Here is a 14,918-nt window from a genome sequence, read left to right as displayed (position 1 = left end):
TCTCTTATTCGTAATCATGATCTCCATCCTCAATGGCATCTGTTAAGCGTGCCGAAAACTCTTCAGCAGCATTCATTCCCATTCGTTTCAAACGGAAATTCATGGCGGCTACCTCAATAATGACCGCTAAATTTCGGCCGGGTCTTACTGGAATCGTCAATTTTGTCACTTCTGTATCAATAATTCTCACTTTTTCTTCTTCTAAACCGAGCCGATCATATTGTTTATTCGGATCCCACAACTCCAAATCCACGACGAGCGAAATGCGCTTATGTGTCCGCACGGCTCCTGCACCGAACAACGTCATCATATTAATGATACCAAGCCCGCGAATTTCCAGAAGATGCTCAATCAGCTCTGGAGCATTACCGACGAGAAGGCCTTCATCCTCTTGACGAATTTCTACGCAGTCATCGGCCACAAGACGATGGCCTCGCTTTACCAACTCCAGCGCCGTTTCACTTTTTCCGACACCGCTTTTTCCGGTAATCAGCACGCCAACACCGTATACATCAACCAATACCCCGTGCACAGCGGTCGTCGGAGCCAGCTTGCTTTCCAAAAAATTCGTCAATCGGCTCGAAAGGCGTGTCGTTTTCATCGTTGAACGCATGACCGGAACCGAATGGCGCTCAGATGCTTCAATTAATTCTTGCGGAACATCCAGCCCGCGCGATACAATAATTCCCGGCGTAATATCTGTACAAAGCTTTTCCATGCGAATCTTCTTTTCAGTCGGGTGCAATCGTTCAAAAAACGAAAGCTCTGTTTTTCCTAGCAATTGAATCCGCTCAGCTGGATAGTAGGCAAAATATCCCGCCATTTCAATTCCTGGCCGCGATAAATCGCTTGTTGTAATCGGACGGTGTACTCCTTCCGCCCCGCTGATTAATTCAAGCTGAAATTGTTCAATCAAATCTTGCGTCCGAACTTTCGGCATCAAAACCCCCCCTTTGCTTTTCCATTTTAACACTTTTCCCAACGCATGTGAAAAAAGAAAAAACGTTCGCGCCGAAGCGGAACGTTTTAGTCTCTATCGCTAATCGCATCAATGATGACATGAAAGAGAGAAATCGCAAGCGAAGCCAACAAGGCCGCACCGAATCCATCAATTGTAAATGAGTTACCCATCAGCCATGATGTCATAAGCAATGTTAAAGCATTGATCACAAATAAAAATAGTCCAAACGTTAAGACGGTTACCGGAAGCGTTAGGACAATCAAAATCGGTTTGACGACCATGTTTAAGAGCGACAGCAGAAAGCTAGCTAAAAGCGCAGCGCCAACCCCAGACAAATGAATGGACGGAAAATAGCCGGCAAGCGCCAACAATAGCACGGCATTGACAATAATATGCGCAAGCCACTTCATCGTTCCATCCCCTCTTGCGGCATCACCAAGGCGGCGATGACGTAAAATAAAACAAACGGCATAATTCCAGTCGATAAAAGCAAAATCACAAAAATTAACCGAGTGAGCGTTGAATCGATTCGAAAATAAGCGGCCAAGCCGCCGAGAACGCCCGCTATTTTGCGGTCATGATAAGACCGAACCAGTTTTTTGTTCATGGTTTCACTCCATTCTATGCTTCTTGCAATACTTGAATGCCTTTGATCACATTCCAAATGATGACCAATAAATGAATCATCCCTCCAACTACGATTCCCAAAAACGGCAGCGCTGCCAAGCCATCATGGTTGGTCGCTGCGGCAATGATAAAACCACCGATGGACAGCACAAGAATGAAAAACGGAAGAAGATGCGAAAACAGCGATTTTTTCGCATGTTTTTTGACCCTCTCCTCTTTCGTGACAAAATAAACAATCACCGGAAAAAGAAACGGCGCAAAAAACACGCTAAAATAGCAAGTGGCCGATAACAGCTTAGATGAATTCACCTTCATCGCTCCCTTCTTTATATCAATATATACGATGCATATACCGAAAAGTTTCAGTACCTCATGCTATACATAGATGAGATTCTCACTAGCATCCTTGAAAACAAAGCATCTCATGAGACTCTCCCACCTTCACTCCGTTTAGAGGGGGAGACTTCCCGGTGGATGGTGTTGAATTTCCAATCTGAGCTTCTTTGCATCAATCAAAAGAAGGAAGCGCAATGATGATGATCTTGCCCGCTAGCTATTCAGCGCATCTATTTCTCCTGTGCTTATCTTTCCCTCTTTGGCTAGACCTTATCTGTTCATGTGAATGTGAAAAAAGGGCCCTTGATTAGGGCACCTTTATTTCTTCATACATCGCTTGCATTCGCTGGCGGTCGCGCTCTAAAATGCGTTTTAAATACAGTCCCGTATAGGATCCTTTCACTTCGGCGATTTCCTCTGGGGTTCCCACCGCCACGATTCGGCCGCCTTTATCGCCACCTTCCGGACCGAGATCAATAATATAATCAGCCGCTTTAATGACATCAAGATTATGCTCAATAACAAGCACAGTATCACCGTTATCCACCAGCCGCTGAAGCACTTTAAGCAAGCGGGCGATATCATCAATATGCAAGCCTGTGGTCGGCTCATCTAAAATATAGAGAGTGCGCCCTGTCGAACGGCGATGCAGTTCGGACGCCAATTTTACCCGCTGCGCCTCTCCCCCAGATAGCGTTGTCGCCGGCTGTCCAAGCTTGATATAGCCTAATCCAACATCATAAATCGTTTGCAGCTTTCGCTTGATTTTCGGAATGTTTTCAAAGAAGGCGAGCGCATCCTCCACCGTCATTTCCAGCACTTCGGCAATGTTTTTATCCTTATATTTCACTTCCAGCGTTTCACGGTTATAGCGTTTGCCGTGGCATACTTCACATGGAACGTACACATCCGGCAAAAAGTGCATTTCAATTTTAATAATGCCATCGCCACGGCAGGCTTCGCAGCGGCCGCCCTTCACGTTAAAGCTAAAACGGCCTTTCTGATAGCCGCGCACCTTCGCCTCGTTCGTAGCTGCAAACACCTCACGAATATCATCAAATACTCCCGTATACGTGGCCGGATTGGAGCGAGGCGTACGCCCGATCGGAGACTGGTCGATGTCAATGACTTTATCCAGATGCTCGATTCCTTTCAATGTTTTGTACTCTCCAGGCTTCGCTTTCGCTCCTTGTAATTTTTGCGCCAGCGCTTTGTGCAAAATTTCATTGACAAGCGTACTTTTTCCCGAACCCGATACTCCCGTCACAGCCACAAACGTGCCAAGCGGGATTTTCACGGACACATTTCTTAAATTGTTTTCTTTTGCACCATGTATTTCAAGCCAGCGGCCATCTGGCTTGCGGCGTTCCGGCGGAAGCGGAATAAATTTTTTGCCCGACAAATATTGGCCTGTTAGGGAATGAGGATCGTTCATGACTTCTTCCGGCGTTCCGGCCGCCACTACTTGGCCGCCATGAATGCCGGCGCCTGGACCAATGTCAATCAAATAATCAGCAGCCAGCATCGTGTCTTCGTCATGTTCTACGACAATCAGTGTATTGCCGATGTCTCTCATGTTTTTGAGCGTATCAATCAGCCGATCGTTGTCACGCTGATGGAGGCCGATGGACGGCTCGTCCAAAATGTAAAGCACACCCGTTAGCCGGGAGCCAATTTGGGTCGCAAGACGAATGCGCTGTGCCTCCCCCCCTGATAATGTGCCGGCTGAACGGCTTAATGTTAAATAATCTAAGCCCACATTATTTAAGAAACCAAGCCGTTCTATGATCTCACGCAAAATCATATGGGCAATTTTCTGTTCTTTTTCACTCAATTCTAAGCTCCGGAAAAACGCGAGCGCTTCCGTGACAGACAGCGATGCCACTTCCCCAATATGCTTGCCGCCGACAAGCACGGCTAAGCTTTCTTTTTTTAAACGATAGCCTTTACACGTTGGACACGGCTGATCAGCCATGTATTTTTCCATTTGCTCGCGAATATAATCAGAGCTTGTTTCGCGGTAACGCCGTTCAATATTGGGAATAACCCCTTCAAATTCAATGTAATGTTCGCGAATCTGTCCAAAATCATTTTCATAACGAAAATAAATTTTTTCACCATTGCTTCCATACAGGATGCGATTTAACTGCTCCTTCGGCAGCTCCTTTACCGGAACATCCATATCAATTCCATAATGCTGGCAAACAGCCGCCAACAGCTGTGGATAATATTGGGAGCTTTGCGGTTCCCATGGAGCGATCGCATGCTCGCGCAAGGTCAGTTCATCATTCGGAATGACTAAGTCCCGGTCTACCTCCAATTTAGCGCCCAGCCCGTCACAATCCGGACACGCTCCGTACGGACTGTTGAACGAAAACATGCGCGGCTCAAGCTCGCCAATCGAAAAACCGCAATACGGACAAGCGTGATGCTCGCTAAACAGAAGTTCCTCTTCTCCGACCACATCAATAATCACTTTGCCGTCAGCCAGCTTCAGCGCTGTTTCCAGAGAATCAGCCAAGCGCAAGGCAATGCCTTCCTTCACGACGATGCGATCAATCACTACTTCAATAGAATGCTTTTTATTTTTTTCTAATTCGATGTCTTCCGATAGCTCGCGCATCTCGCCGTCTATGCGCACGCGTACATATCCCTGTTTTTTGATCTCTTCTAGCGTTTTAACATGCGTTCCTTTTCTTCCCGATACGATCGGCGCTAATACTTGAATTTTCGTTCGTTCCGGGTAAGCTAGGATGCGGTCAACCATTTGTTCAATGGTTTGCGACGTAATTTCAATGCCGTGCTCTGGACAAACGGGACGGCCAATCCGCGCAAACAATAAGCGCAAATAATCATAAATTTCGGTAACCGTTCCCACTGTGGAGCGCGGATTGCGGCTCGTCGTTTTCTGATCGATTGAAATGGCCGGAGATAGCCCTTCGATCGTATCGACATCCGGCTTGTCCATTTGTCCTAAAAATTGGCGGGCGTATGCCGAAAGCGATTCGACATAGCGCCGCTGCCCTTCCGCATAAATCGTATCAAACGCCAACGACGATTTTCCTGAACCTGATAACCCCGTTAAAACAACAAGTTGGTCTCGCGGGATCTCAATGTCCATATTCTTTAGATTATGAACTCTTGCCCCTTTAATCGTAATTTTATCCATTGGCATAAGCTTTTGATCATCCTTCCGCTTTGAGTTCAAAAATTAAATCGCGAAGCTCGGCCGCGCGTTCAAAGTCAAGCGCTTTGGCCGCTTCTTTCATTTCTTTTTCTAAGTTCGCCACAAGCTGCTCCCGTTCTTTTTTCGTCCATTTGCGGCGATCCGGCTTCACCTCGTACGACTCTGGCTGTTCAGCCGCATACGTCGCACGAATGACATCACGAATCCCCTTTTGAATCGTCTTCGGTACAATGCCATGCTCACGGTTATAGGCCTCTTGGATGGAACGGCGCCGTTTTGTTTCATTGATCGCAATCTCCATCGACTTGGTGATCGTATCGGCATACATAATCACATGACCGTTAGCATTGCGGGCCGCTCGTCCAATCGTCTGGATCAGCGAACGCTCTGAACGCAAAAATCCTTCCTTATCAGCATCTAAAATCGCGACAAGCGACACCTCCGGAATATCCAATCCCTCTCTTAACAAGTTAATGCCAACAAGCACGTCGTATTTGCCGATGCGCAGGTCGCGGATGATTTCAATGCGTTCAAGCGTTTTAATTTCCGAATGCAAATAGGCCACCTTAATCCCTATTTCCTTCAAGTAATCGGTTAAATCTTCCGCCATTTTTTTCGTGAGCGTCGTCACTAGTGTTCGCTCATTCCGCTTCACGCGTTCATGAATTTCATCGATCAAGTCATCTATTTGCCCTTGAATTGGACGAACATCAATCGTCGGATCCAAAAGCCCGGTCGGCCGAATAATTTGCTCGACCATTTCCGGACTATGCTCCAATTCGTATGGTCCCGGCGTTGCCGACACATAAATAATTTGGTTCACTTTTTTCTCAAACTCTTCAAACGTCAGCGGACGGTTGTCAAGCGCTGACGGCAGGCGGAAGCCGTGATCGACCAGCACCTGTTTGCGTGCTTTGTCGCCATTATACATCCCGCGAATCTGCGGCAGTGTGACGTGCGATTCATCAATCACAATTAAAAAATCGTCTGGAAAATAATCGAGCAGCGTATAAGGAGTCGATCCTGGCGGGCGCAATGTTAAATGGCGTGAGTAGTTTTCAATTCCTGAACAAAAGCCCATTTCCCGCATCATTTCAAGATCATAGCGCGTGCGCTGCTCAAGCCGCTGCGCTTCCAACAGCTTGCCCTGCTCCCGCAACTCCTTCAAGCGTTCTTCCAGCTCTTGCTCGATATTTTGAATCGCCAGCTGCATTTTTTCATCGCGCGTGACGAAGTGGGAAGCTGGGAAAATCGCAACATGCTCCCGCTCTCCGATAATTTCTCCCGTCAGCGCATCTACCTCGCGAATCCGTTCAATCTCATCGCCAAAAAACTCGACACGAATGCAATGCTCGTCGCGCGAAGCCGGAAAAATTTCGACGACATCACCGCGAACGCGAAACGTTCCCCGCTGAAAATCAATGTCATTGCGCGTATACTGCACATCGACTAAACGGCGCAGCAATTCGTTTCTTTCGATTTCCATCCCTGTCCGCAAAGATACGACAAGCTCTCGATATTCTTCCGGAGAACCCAAGCCGTAAATGCATGATACACTGGCCACAATAATGACATCGCGCCGCTCAAATAAAGCAGATGTGGCCGAATGCCGCAGCTTATCAATTTCATCGTTGATGCTTGCGTCCTTTTCAATATACGTATCCGTCTGCGGCACATACGCTTCCGGCTGATAGTAGTCATAGTAGCTCACAAAATACTCAACTGCATTATTTGGAAAAAACTCCTTCAATTCACTATATAGCTGGCCCGCCAATGTTTTATTATGAGCAATGACCAGCGTCGGTTTATTCACCTTCTGGATGACGTTAGAAATGGTAAAGGTCTTTCCTGTTCCTGTCGCTCCTAATAGCGTTTGATGCTTCGTACCGTTCAAAATTCCTTCCACCAGCTTAGCAATTGCCTTTGGCTGGTCGCCTTGCGGCTGATAGGCTGATACTAATTGAAAATGGTCTTTCACCTGCGCAAAGCCCCCTTCGTATTCATCCTAATTGTATTGTACCACATGAATGCTTAAGATGCACAAAAAATACGAACTTATATTCGTTTCCAAAACTTTCGTAAGCCTTACAGAGCGAACAGCTATTTCCATCTCTTTGGCTGCAATAACAAAAGCCACCGCAAAAGAATGGTTCAATCGATCTTTTGCGGTGGCTTTCTTCTTATTTTTTAAATTTTTTTACCATTTTCTCTGCATATAAAAAGCCTGCCGTTGTCGACGCAATATCCGCTAACACTTCATGAAGCTCGTTTGTATATCCTTTGACATAAGAAGCTACTAACAGCGCCACTGTCAGCAGCGTCCCCACATAATGATTATAAGTGACGCGAGTAAAAAGCAGCACTAGCAAAAACGGCACGATTAATGCAACGAGAAACCACATAAGCAAAACCCCTTATCTATACAGCTTCCGATGTCCATTTTTCCCGCGTTTGCACAAACAACAATCCAAGCTCGTGATGCTCATTTTCATATAACGCTCCTTGGACAAAACGGACTTCCGCATTTTGATCCAACACCTCTAGCTTACAAAAAGCGCGGTTATGCTGCAATGCCTCATAAAATTCTTTTTCCGTTTTAACGGGTATGCCGTTCACTTTCGCAATCACTTCGCCGATTTTCAGCCCGATTTTTTCAGCCTTCGATTCTGGTAAAATTCCTAAAATAACCAATCCCTGCTCTTGCTGTGAAAAATACGGGGGACGGGAACGGTCTTGCCGATGCTGCCAAAAAGCCAGACATTCTCTAGCAATCAACGCCGCAGCTGCAACCGCGATTCCTAAGGAAGGAAACCAAGAAGACGCCAAAGCTCCCGCGCAGACAGCGGCCGCTAACCAGAGCACGCGACGGCCGGCCATTTGAATAGAGGCTCGTGGATGCATGCCTTGCATATGCTGCGAGAAGCCGAGCAAAAATGGCACCAAAGCGAATGAATATGAATGATCCACGCCCGAAAACAATGGCCACCATGAAAAAGGCGAAGAGAGCGGGCCATTGGGAATGGGCAGAAGCACAGGCACAAACCAAATCCTATCTACCCAATGTTCTCCAATCATAAGCCCCCTCTTGCTTTTAGCAAGCTGCGGAGAAGTAGCCACTGCTCCGTTTCGCAAAATGAGAAACCCCTCGGCAAATAACAGCAATGCAAGCAGCCATATGAAAACGGATATAGGCGCCTCGTGAAGGCTTTCCACATATTTTGAAACCAACGGCCAAGCGCCTCCGTATTTCATAAAACCAGCTGCAAGCAAAACCAATCCCCCAACCGTATAAGCAGGAGATAGTAACCGCATCTGTCCTGTCAAGCTCAGCAAAACCGTCACATAAAAAAGCAGCAGCAACACATCGTGGGGTACCGCCATTCCAGACACTACCGTCACGATGGAAAGAAACAAGCCAACGGCCCAACCGCTGCGCCAAAAAAAGACACTTTCCTGAAACCAGCCATATACGCGAATATGAAAATGCTTCCGCTCTTTATTCATTCGACGCCAGCCGACGAAAGCCGCAAGCAGCACGCCATAATACAAAAGGGGCTCGGTCAACAACCGCCCGACTCCTTTCAAAAGTTCCATCCCCCACATGCCAAGCATGGGCTTCACCTCCGATCATCATGAACGTATCTACTGATCTACTTTTCATTCTAGCAAATCGCTTCTACAAATCATACGATTGGCTGCATATTTTTTTATATGTTATTCGACAAATGGCGAATTTTTTCCTATTCCCACTTTCTTTGCCGAATGAGCACTAGTTTTGTCATCGTAAAAGGAATTTGGACATTCGATGGAAAAAATGATATAGACAAGGAAAGAAAAGAGGAGGAAAAACCATGGAACTAAAAACGAGCAATGTTGCCAAGCGGCTTGGAGTATCGCCTAAAACGATTCAGCGCTGGGTTAAAAAATACGAGATTCCATGCAAAAAAAACGAAGCAGGACATTACATATTCGATTCTGAAACACTTGCATTGCTTGAACAGATCAAATTTGAGCAAGGAGCGGCTCTTGAAGAGTGCGAAACAGAAGAAGAAAATGAAAAAAACATTCTGTGCCCAGAAGACTTTTTCTCCACTCATCTTCAACCACATCTAAACGAATTCACCTCACGTTTTCAACGCATTGAACGCCAGCTTGAGCAAAAAGCAGATGAAGTTGTATCCGTTCAACTGTTGCAGCACCGCCGCGAAATTGAAGAGCTGCATTCTTACATCCGTCAGCTTGAACAACGCATCTCCCTGCTGGAAGAAGCCAATGAGAAGCGCGAAGCGGACGATTCTTTGTCTAAAAAGCAAAAACGCCGCGGCGTAGGCCGAATTATCGGCTTATTTGTGTGAACCTTTCATCTCTAACACATGAACGTTCAATATCTAATAACATCACAATATGCTTCCATCTTATTTTCACGTGATATGTTCCCAAATTAAAATCCTAAGAATGTTGATAAAATGGCATTCTTGGGATTTTTTTATTCGTCAATCCAATGAAATGGCTACTTATCATTCCCCGCTTTTCTCGGTCACCTCTATGTATATGAAAATTACAATGAATGGAACTCTATTTTTCCTTCTCCTTATTTTTATCCATTTCTTATGTTTTTTTAATTCTATTTGTTTATAATGAATGCCGCTGCCAAGAAAATCAAAATGTAATGGGCAGATTCTATGTTTCGGCCATCGGCAAACCGGATCGCCATGACCGCTTTTTTTTGGCATGATGCGTAACGAAACAGAAGTTCTTGCATCTTCCAGCCGTCATTGTCGGTATCAGGCGCGAGAAATATTGATATTCCATTACATGAATCATCAGCAAGAAAGGAGCAGAGATGGTCCATGCAAGAGCATTCGATTGTGGAAAAACGAGAACGGATCGCCATATGGATCGCCATTTTTCTTATCATTCTTTATCTTTCTCCGCTTTATATTTTAGGAGAAAATGCACATATTCGCGTTCATGATAATTTAGATTCCAATATTGCTTGGTACAAGGTGCTTGTACGAAGCGGAGAACTATTTGGATCCATCAACGCAACGATTCCGCAAGTCATTAACGGACTGCCGCGCAATGCCTATGGCACTGAATTTAGCGGCATCGTTTGGCTTCACGCGTTGCTTCCGTCCATGGTAGCGTATGCCGTCAGCCAGACCATTACGCGCGGCTTCGCTTTTCTGGGGATGTATCTTTTATTAAAGCGGCATTTTCTTAGGGAAAAAGAAGCTTATCTTATTCGCGTCGGAGCAGCGCTCACCTTCGCTTTGACTCCTTTTTGGCCGTCGGGAATGCTTAGCACCCTCGGCATGCCGCTGGCACTTTGGGCTTTTCTGTCCATTCGAAACCGTCAAGCGTCATGGAAGGAATGGGCCACCCTTGCCCTTCTTCCGTTCTATGCAAGCTTTGTGCTCGGCTTTTTCTTTTTCTTAACGGCGATGGGGCTTCTTTGGCTTCGTGATGCGGTTGGCAAAAAACAATGGAATATTCCGTTTCTCGGCAGTATCGTGTTCATGACAAGCCTATTCTTGGCCATCGAATACCGCCTTGTCTATTCGTTGCTTTTTAGCCATGAGCCGACTAGCCGAAACGAATTTGTGTCCTCAAAGCTTAGATTTTGGCATACGATCCATCTTGTATTTAAAAACTATTTTCTTGGTCATACCCATGTGATGACCGTGCATACTTTTATCATTCAGCCCATTCTGTTCCTTGCCTTTGCTTTCATCCTAAGAGCAAAGAAAGGGGAGCTCGAAAGACGTTTTTTGTTTTTATTCATTCTAAACTTTGTTTTATCCGTTTGGTACGCCTTTTGGTTTTATAAAGGCTGGCAGCCGCTCAAAGAACGATTTGCGTTGCTGAACACCTTTAATTTCGCTCGTTTCCATTTTTTGCGGCCTTTGGTCATTTATTTAGACTTTGCTTTAGCCTTGCAAATACTATGGCGCCGAAATAGAAGCTGGAAGCAGGTGGCTATGGCCGCCATCCTTTTGCAAACGCTGTTGTTAGGGGGATTCAATGAAGAAATTCGCTACCGTATCAGCGGCACACCGTCATTTAAAGAATTTTATGCAGAGCATTTATTTCATGAAATCAAAGAATACATCGGAAAACCGCCAAGCTCCTATCGTGTCGCCAGCATCGGCCTGCATCCGGCCATTGCGCAATATAACGGCTTTTATACATTGGATACGTACAATAATTTTTACCCATTGTCGTATAAACACTCTTTTCGCAAAATCATCGCGAAAGAGCTGGATAAGAGCCCAGAGCTGAAAGATTATTTCGATCACTGGGGCAATCGTGTCTACATTTTCTCAGCGGAGCTTGGAAAGCATTATGGCTTTCGCAAAACATCCCATAGGAAAATTTACCATTTAGAACTTCATACAGACGTATTTAAGAAAATGGGCGGACGCTATCTCTTTTCATCCGTTCCTATTATGAATGCCAAAGAAAATCATCTGCGCCTGCTTAAAGTATTTGAAGACTCCCAATCTGTTTGGAAAATCTATTTATACGAAGTGGAATAAAGGAGGAGAGACGGAATGGAAACGCCTGTGTTAACCATTGTGGTACCGTGCTATAACGAAGAAGAGGTATTTTTAGAAACAGCTAAACAGTTAACCGGTGTATTACAGCAGCTGCAAAAAGAGAAGCTGATTGCCTCTGAAAGCAAGCTATTGTTTGTCGACGATGGCAGCCGTGACCGAACATGGGAGCTTATCTTGGAGGAAAGCGAAAAAAATCCGCTGATCACCGGAATTAAGCTATCGCGCAATTTTGGACATCAACGCGCGCTGTTAGCTGGACTTCAAGCGGCCATGGAGTATTCGGACTGCGTTATTTCCATTGATGCTGATTTGCAAGACGATATCCAGGCCATTCGTGAATTTATTATAAAATATTGGGAAGGCTTTGATATTGTATACGGTGTGCGCCGTAGCCGCAGCACGGATACATGGTTCAAACGGGCAACCGCACAAGGCTTTTACCGATTGATGCAAAAAATGGGCATCGCTCTGATCTATAATCATGCTGATTTCCGCTTAATGAGCCGGCGGGCGCTGCAAGAGCTCAGCCGTTATGACGAAGCCAATCTATTTCTGCGCGGCATCGTTCCGCTGCTGGGGTTCCGTTCGACTCAAGTGCTTTATGATCGAAAAGAACGCTTTGCTGGAGAATCGAAATATCCATTGAAAAAAATGCTGGCTTTCGCCTTGGATGGAGTGACTTCGTTTAGTGTCGTGCCGATTCGCTTCATTACATTTGTCGGCTTTCTTTCTTTTCTTCTTAGCAGCATCGCTGGTCTCTATGCTTTCATCGTCAAGCTGTTGGGATATGCCGAATCAGGATGGACATCCATTATGATCTCAATTTGGCTGATTGGAGGGCTTTTATTAATGAGCGTCGGTTTCATTGGAGAATACATTGGAAAAATCTATCAAGAAGTCAAAAGAAGACCGCGGTTTACCATTGAAGAAAATTTATATTCTCTGCGAATGAAAACAAACCAGAAAGAGCGGATCCATCTATGAATCATTCGTTCTTCCGCTTCTTGCTTGTCGGGTTGATTAATACCGCTGTCGGATTGTCTGTCATGTATACGCTGCTTCATCTCGCTCATGTTTCCTATTGGGGGGCCACGTTGATCGGCAACACGATTGGCGCCATCGTCAGCTACTGCTTAAATCGTTTGTTTACATTTCGCAGTCATGCGCCCATCAGCAGCAGCGCTTTTCGTTTTGCACTTGTGATTATGGTATCCTACTTCTTTGCTTATCGTCTAGGCAAACAACTAGCTCACTGGACGATGGGCACGGTTTCCCTTCTGCCCGCCCAGTATACCGATGATATGGCCATTTTATTCGGCACAGCGCTTTATACCATCTTCAATTACCTTGGACAAAAACGTCTCGTCTTCATCAAATGAAAAGGGAACGATTCGGCTTCGAACCGTTCCCTTTGTATTATTGGAATAACACTTTCATCGCTTCTTTTAACTGTTTGTCATTTTTATCATCACGGACCGCTTCCAGCACTTTCGTTTCAAGCAATTCAGCTGTTTGCTTGTCAATGCTTCCTGTAGCTGGAATTTTATTTTCTTGTTGGAATGACTTGACGGCCTCTACCGTTTCCTCGCTGAAATATCCATCCTCACGCCCCGGATCAAAACCGAGTCCTTTGAGCATTTGCTGGGCGTTTTTAATTTGCTCACTATTCATGTTGTATTGGAGGGCTTTATCAATATGAATCGGGCTGGCATGGAAGTATTCCGGCTGCTCCACAGTCACATCCGGCTTAACTCCTTTTTTATGAATCCAATTTCCATCAGGAGTCAACCATTTATAAAGCGTAAGTTTTAAGTTGCTGCCGTCGCCCATCGGGATGGCCTGCTGCACCGTGCCTTTTCCAAACGATGTTTCCCCCACCAGCTTATAACCGCCGGCTTCTTTCATGGCACCTGCTAAAATTTCCGACGCTGAGGCGCTACCTTTATCGATCAGCACAACAATCGGGTACGGCTTTTTCTCCGTCAAATTAGAGTAAAATTTTTGCTTGCGGCCATTGCGGTCCTCAATTTGAATATATGGTTTGCCCTTCGGAATAAACTGCTTTAAAATATCCTCTACGCTTTGCAAGTAGCCTCCCGGATTACCGCGCACATCGATGACCAATCCATCCATTTTTTCCGATTCTAATTTCTCTAATTTCTTTTTAAAATCTTGAGCTGTATTTTCTGAGAATGAAGTAATCTCTAAATATCCTACTTTTTTGCCATTATACGTCTTGAGCGAATCGTAGACCGTTTCAATTGGGATTTCATCGCGTACGACGTTGACTCGAATCATATCCTTCATCCCTGGGCGAAGAATGTCCAAATGAACCGTCGTTCCCTTTTTGCCGCGAATTTTTAAGACCGCTTCATATAAATCAAGTCCTTCCAGACTTTGCCCGTTCACCTTCACGATCTGATCGTTTGGCTTCAGCCCCGCTTTTTCGGCTGGAGAGTTTTTAAATGGAGCGACAATCGTCACTTTTCCGTCCACCATGCTTACTTCTGCGCCAATTCCTTCAAACGAGGAATCAAGGGACTCATTAAATTGCTCAGCCGTTTCTTCATCCATGTATACAGAATATGGATCTTTCAGTGTGCCGATCATCCCTTGAATCGCGCCTTCGATTAGTTTTTGGTCATCCACCTTTTGCACATAACGGCTTTTAATGAGCTCATAAGCTTGTTGGATTTTTTTAAGCTCTTCCTGCTCATTTTTCGCCGTTTCCTTTGTGGCTTGCTCCGATTGGACGGAAAGGCTGCTACTTTCATGACGATCCGTCAGCTGTATACCAGCATAGGTTCCCCCAGCTCCGACCAACATCGATAAAGCCATAAGCACTGCTGTCGTTTGCTTCTTCATCGTTTTCTCCTCCTCTATCCACACTACACCATGCAAGGAAAGGCACCACACAATCGTGCCGTGCGATGCCCTTTATCATCATTATATGAACAGCTTGTACAGCTTATGATCACATCTGCGCAATATTCAGTTTACACGTTTGCTGTTATTTTCTCAACTGATATGGCATTGGTTCCACTTGACGATATAAATGTGATGCGGCAACATTCCAAAGAGCAGGCGATTGGGGATTTCGCCGGATGGACGACCATCGAAAAAATGTCTGCTTTTGAATAGGCGATCATGTTTCATCTTCCATCTGTACTTAAAAAAGTGGAGAGAAGACGGCCTTCATCAGGAAGCCGCCTGATGATCCATAATTTTATGATCTGTCGTTTTTCAG

At 45.4% G+C, this 14,918-nt stretch carries 13 protein-coding genes; 4 read left to right on the top strand and 9 right to left on the bottom strand.

Translation table 11 applies throughout. From position 1 onward, the window contains the following. Positions 1–4: 4 nt before the first annotated feature. From hprK to AT864_RS13410, 8 genes are all read right to left on the bottom strand, one after another. Entirely contained in the window at positions 5–940 is a 936-nt protein-coding gene (gene hprK, locus AT864_RS13445; protein WP_066149668.1) for an HPr(Ser) kinase/phosphatase, read from the bottom strand. An 86-nt stretch (positions 941–1,026) separates the two neighbouring features. Further along, positions 1,027–1,371, bottom strand: coding sequence for a phage holin family protein (locus AT864_RS13440; RefSeq protein ID WP_066149665.1), 345 nt, complete (start codon positions 1,369–1,371; stop codon positions 1,027–1,029). Continuing rightward, positions 1,368–1,568, bottom strand: coding sequence for a PspC domain-containing protein (locus tag AT864_RS13435; protein WP_066149663.1), 201 nt, complete (start codon positions 1,566–1,568; stop codon positions 1,368–1,370). The genes AT864_RS13440 and AT864_RS13435 overlap by 4 nt, the downstream gene beginning before the upstream one ends. Before the next feature lie 14 nt (positions 1,569–1,582). After that, the gene (locus AT864_RS13430) at positions 1,583–1,897 is read right to left on the bottom strand and encodes a DUF4870 domain-containing protein (protein WP_156450545.1); all 315 of its coding nucleotides are present in this window, start codon (positions 1,895–1,897) and stop codon (positions 1,583–1,585) included. 334 nt (positions 1,898–2,231) lie between these two features. Then, the gene (uvrA, locus tag AT864_RS13425; protein WP_369815563.1) at positions 2,232–5,093 is read right to left on the bottom strand and encodes an excinuclease ABC subunit UvrA; all 2,862 of its coding nucleotides are present in this window, start codon (positions 5,091–5,093) and stop codon (positions 2,232–2,234) included. Positions 5,094–5,109: 16 nt separating this feature from the next. After that, positions 5,110–7,089: an excinuclease ABC subunit UvrB gene (gene uvrB, locus AT864_RS13420; RefSeq protein WP_044741464.1), complete on the bottom strand. Its 1,980-nt coding sequence runs from the start codon at positions 7,087–7,089 to the stop codon at positions 5,110–5,112. Between the two features lie 202 nt (positions 7,090–7,291). After that, positions 7,292–7,513 carry a CsbA family protein gene (locus AT864_RS13415; RefSeq protein ID WP_044741465.1) on the bottom strand — a complete coding sequence of 74 codons (222 nt, stop codon included), beginning with the start codon at positions 7,511–7,513 and terminating at the stop codon, positions 7,292–7,294. A gap of 16 nt (positions 7,514–7,529) precedes the next feature. Further along, positions 7,530–8,723: a PDZ domain-containing protein gene (locus tag AT864_RS13410; protein WP_066149654.1), complete on the bottom strand. Its 1,194-nt coding sequence runs from the start codon at positions 8,721–8,723 to the stop codon at positions 7,530–7,532. Positions 8,724–8,962: 239 nt separating this feature from the next. Here AT864_RS13410 and AT864_RS13405 point away from each other — a divergent pair, with 239 nt between their 5' ends. From AT864_RS13405 to AT864_RS13390, 4 genes are all read left to right on the top strand, one after another. Then, positions 8,963–9,466, top strand: a complete 504-nt coding sequence (locus tag AT864_RS13405; RefSeq protein WP_066149651.1) for a MerR family transcriptional regulator — start codon at positions 8,963–8,965, stop codon at positions 9,464–9,466. Between the two features lie 495 nt (positions 9,467–9,961). Further along, complete coding sequence (locus AT864_RS13400) at positions 9,962–11,650, top strand: DUF6044 family protein (protein WP_066149648.1); 1,689 nt, start codon at positions 9,962–9,964, stop codon at positions 11,648–11,650. A gap of 15 nt (positions 11,651–11,665) precedes the next feature. Further along, complete coding sequence (locus tag AT864_RS13395; protein ID WP_066149645.1) at positions 11,666–12,655, top strand: glycosyltransferase family 2 protein; 990 nt, start codon at positions 11,666–11,668, stop codon at positions 12,653–12,655. Continuing rightward, positions 12,652–13,050: a GtrA family protein gene (locus AT864_RS13390; RefSeq protein WP_066149642.1), complete on the top strand. Its 399-nt coding sequence runs from the start codon at positions 12,652–12,654 to the stop codon at positions 13,048–13,050. The genes AT864_RS13395 and AT864_RS13390 overlap by 4 nt, the downstream gene beginning before the upstream one ends. A 37-nt stretch (positions 13,051–13,087) precedes the next feature. Here the strand turns inward: AT864_RS13390 and AT864_RS13385 are convergent, their stop codons facing one another. Continuing rightward, entirely contained in the window at positions 13,088–14,536 is a 1,449-nt protein-coding gene (locus AT864_RS13385; protein WP_066149639.1) for a S41 family peptidase, read from the bottom strand. Between the last annotated feature and the right edge of the window lie 382 nt (positions 14,537–14,918).

This window comes from Anoxybacillus sp. P3H1B, from assembly GCF_001560855.1.
GTDB classification, from domain to species: domain Bacteria; phylum Bacillota; class Bacilli; order Bacillales; family Anoxybacillaceae; genus Anoxybacteroides; species Anoxybacteroides rupiense.
This window is presented reverse-complemented; position numbering and strand designations above follow the sequence as displayed.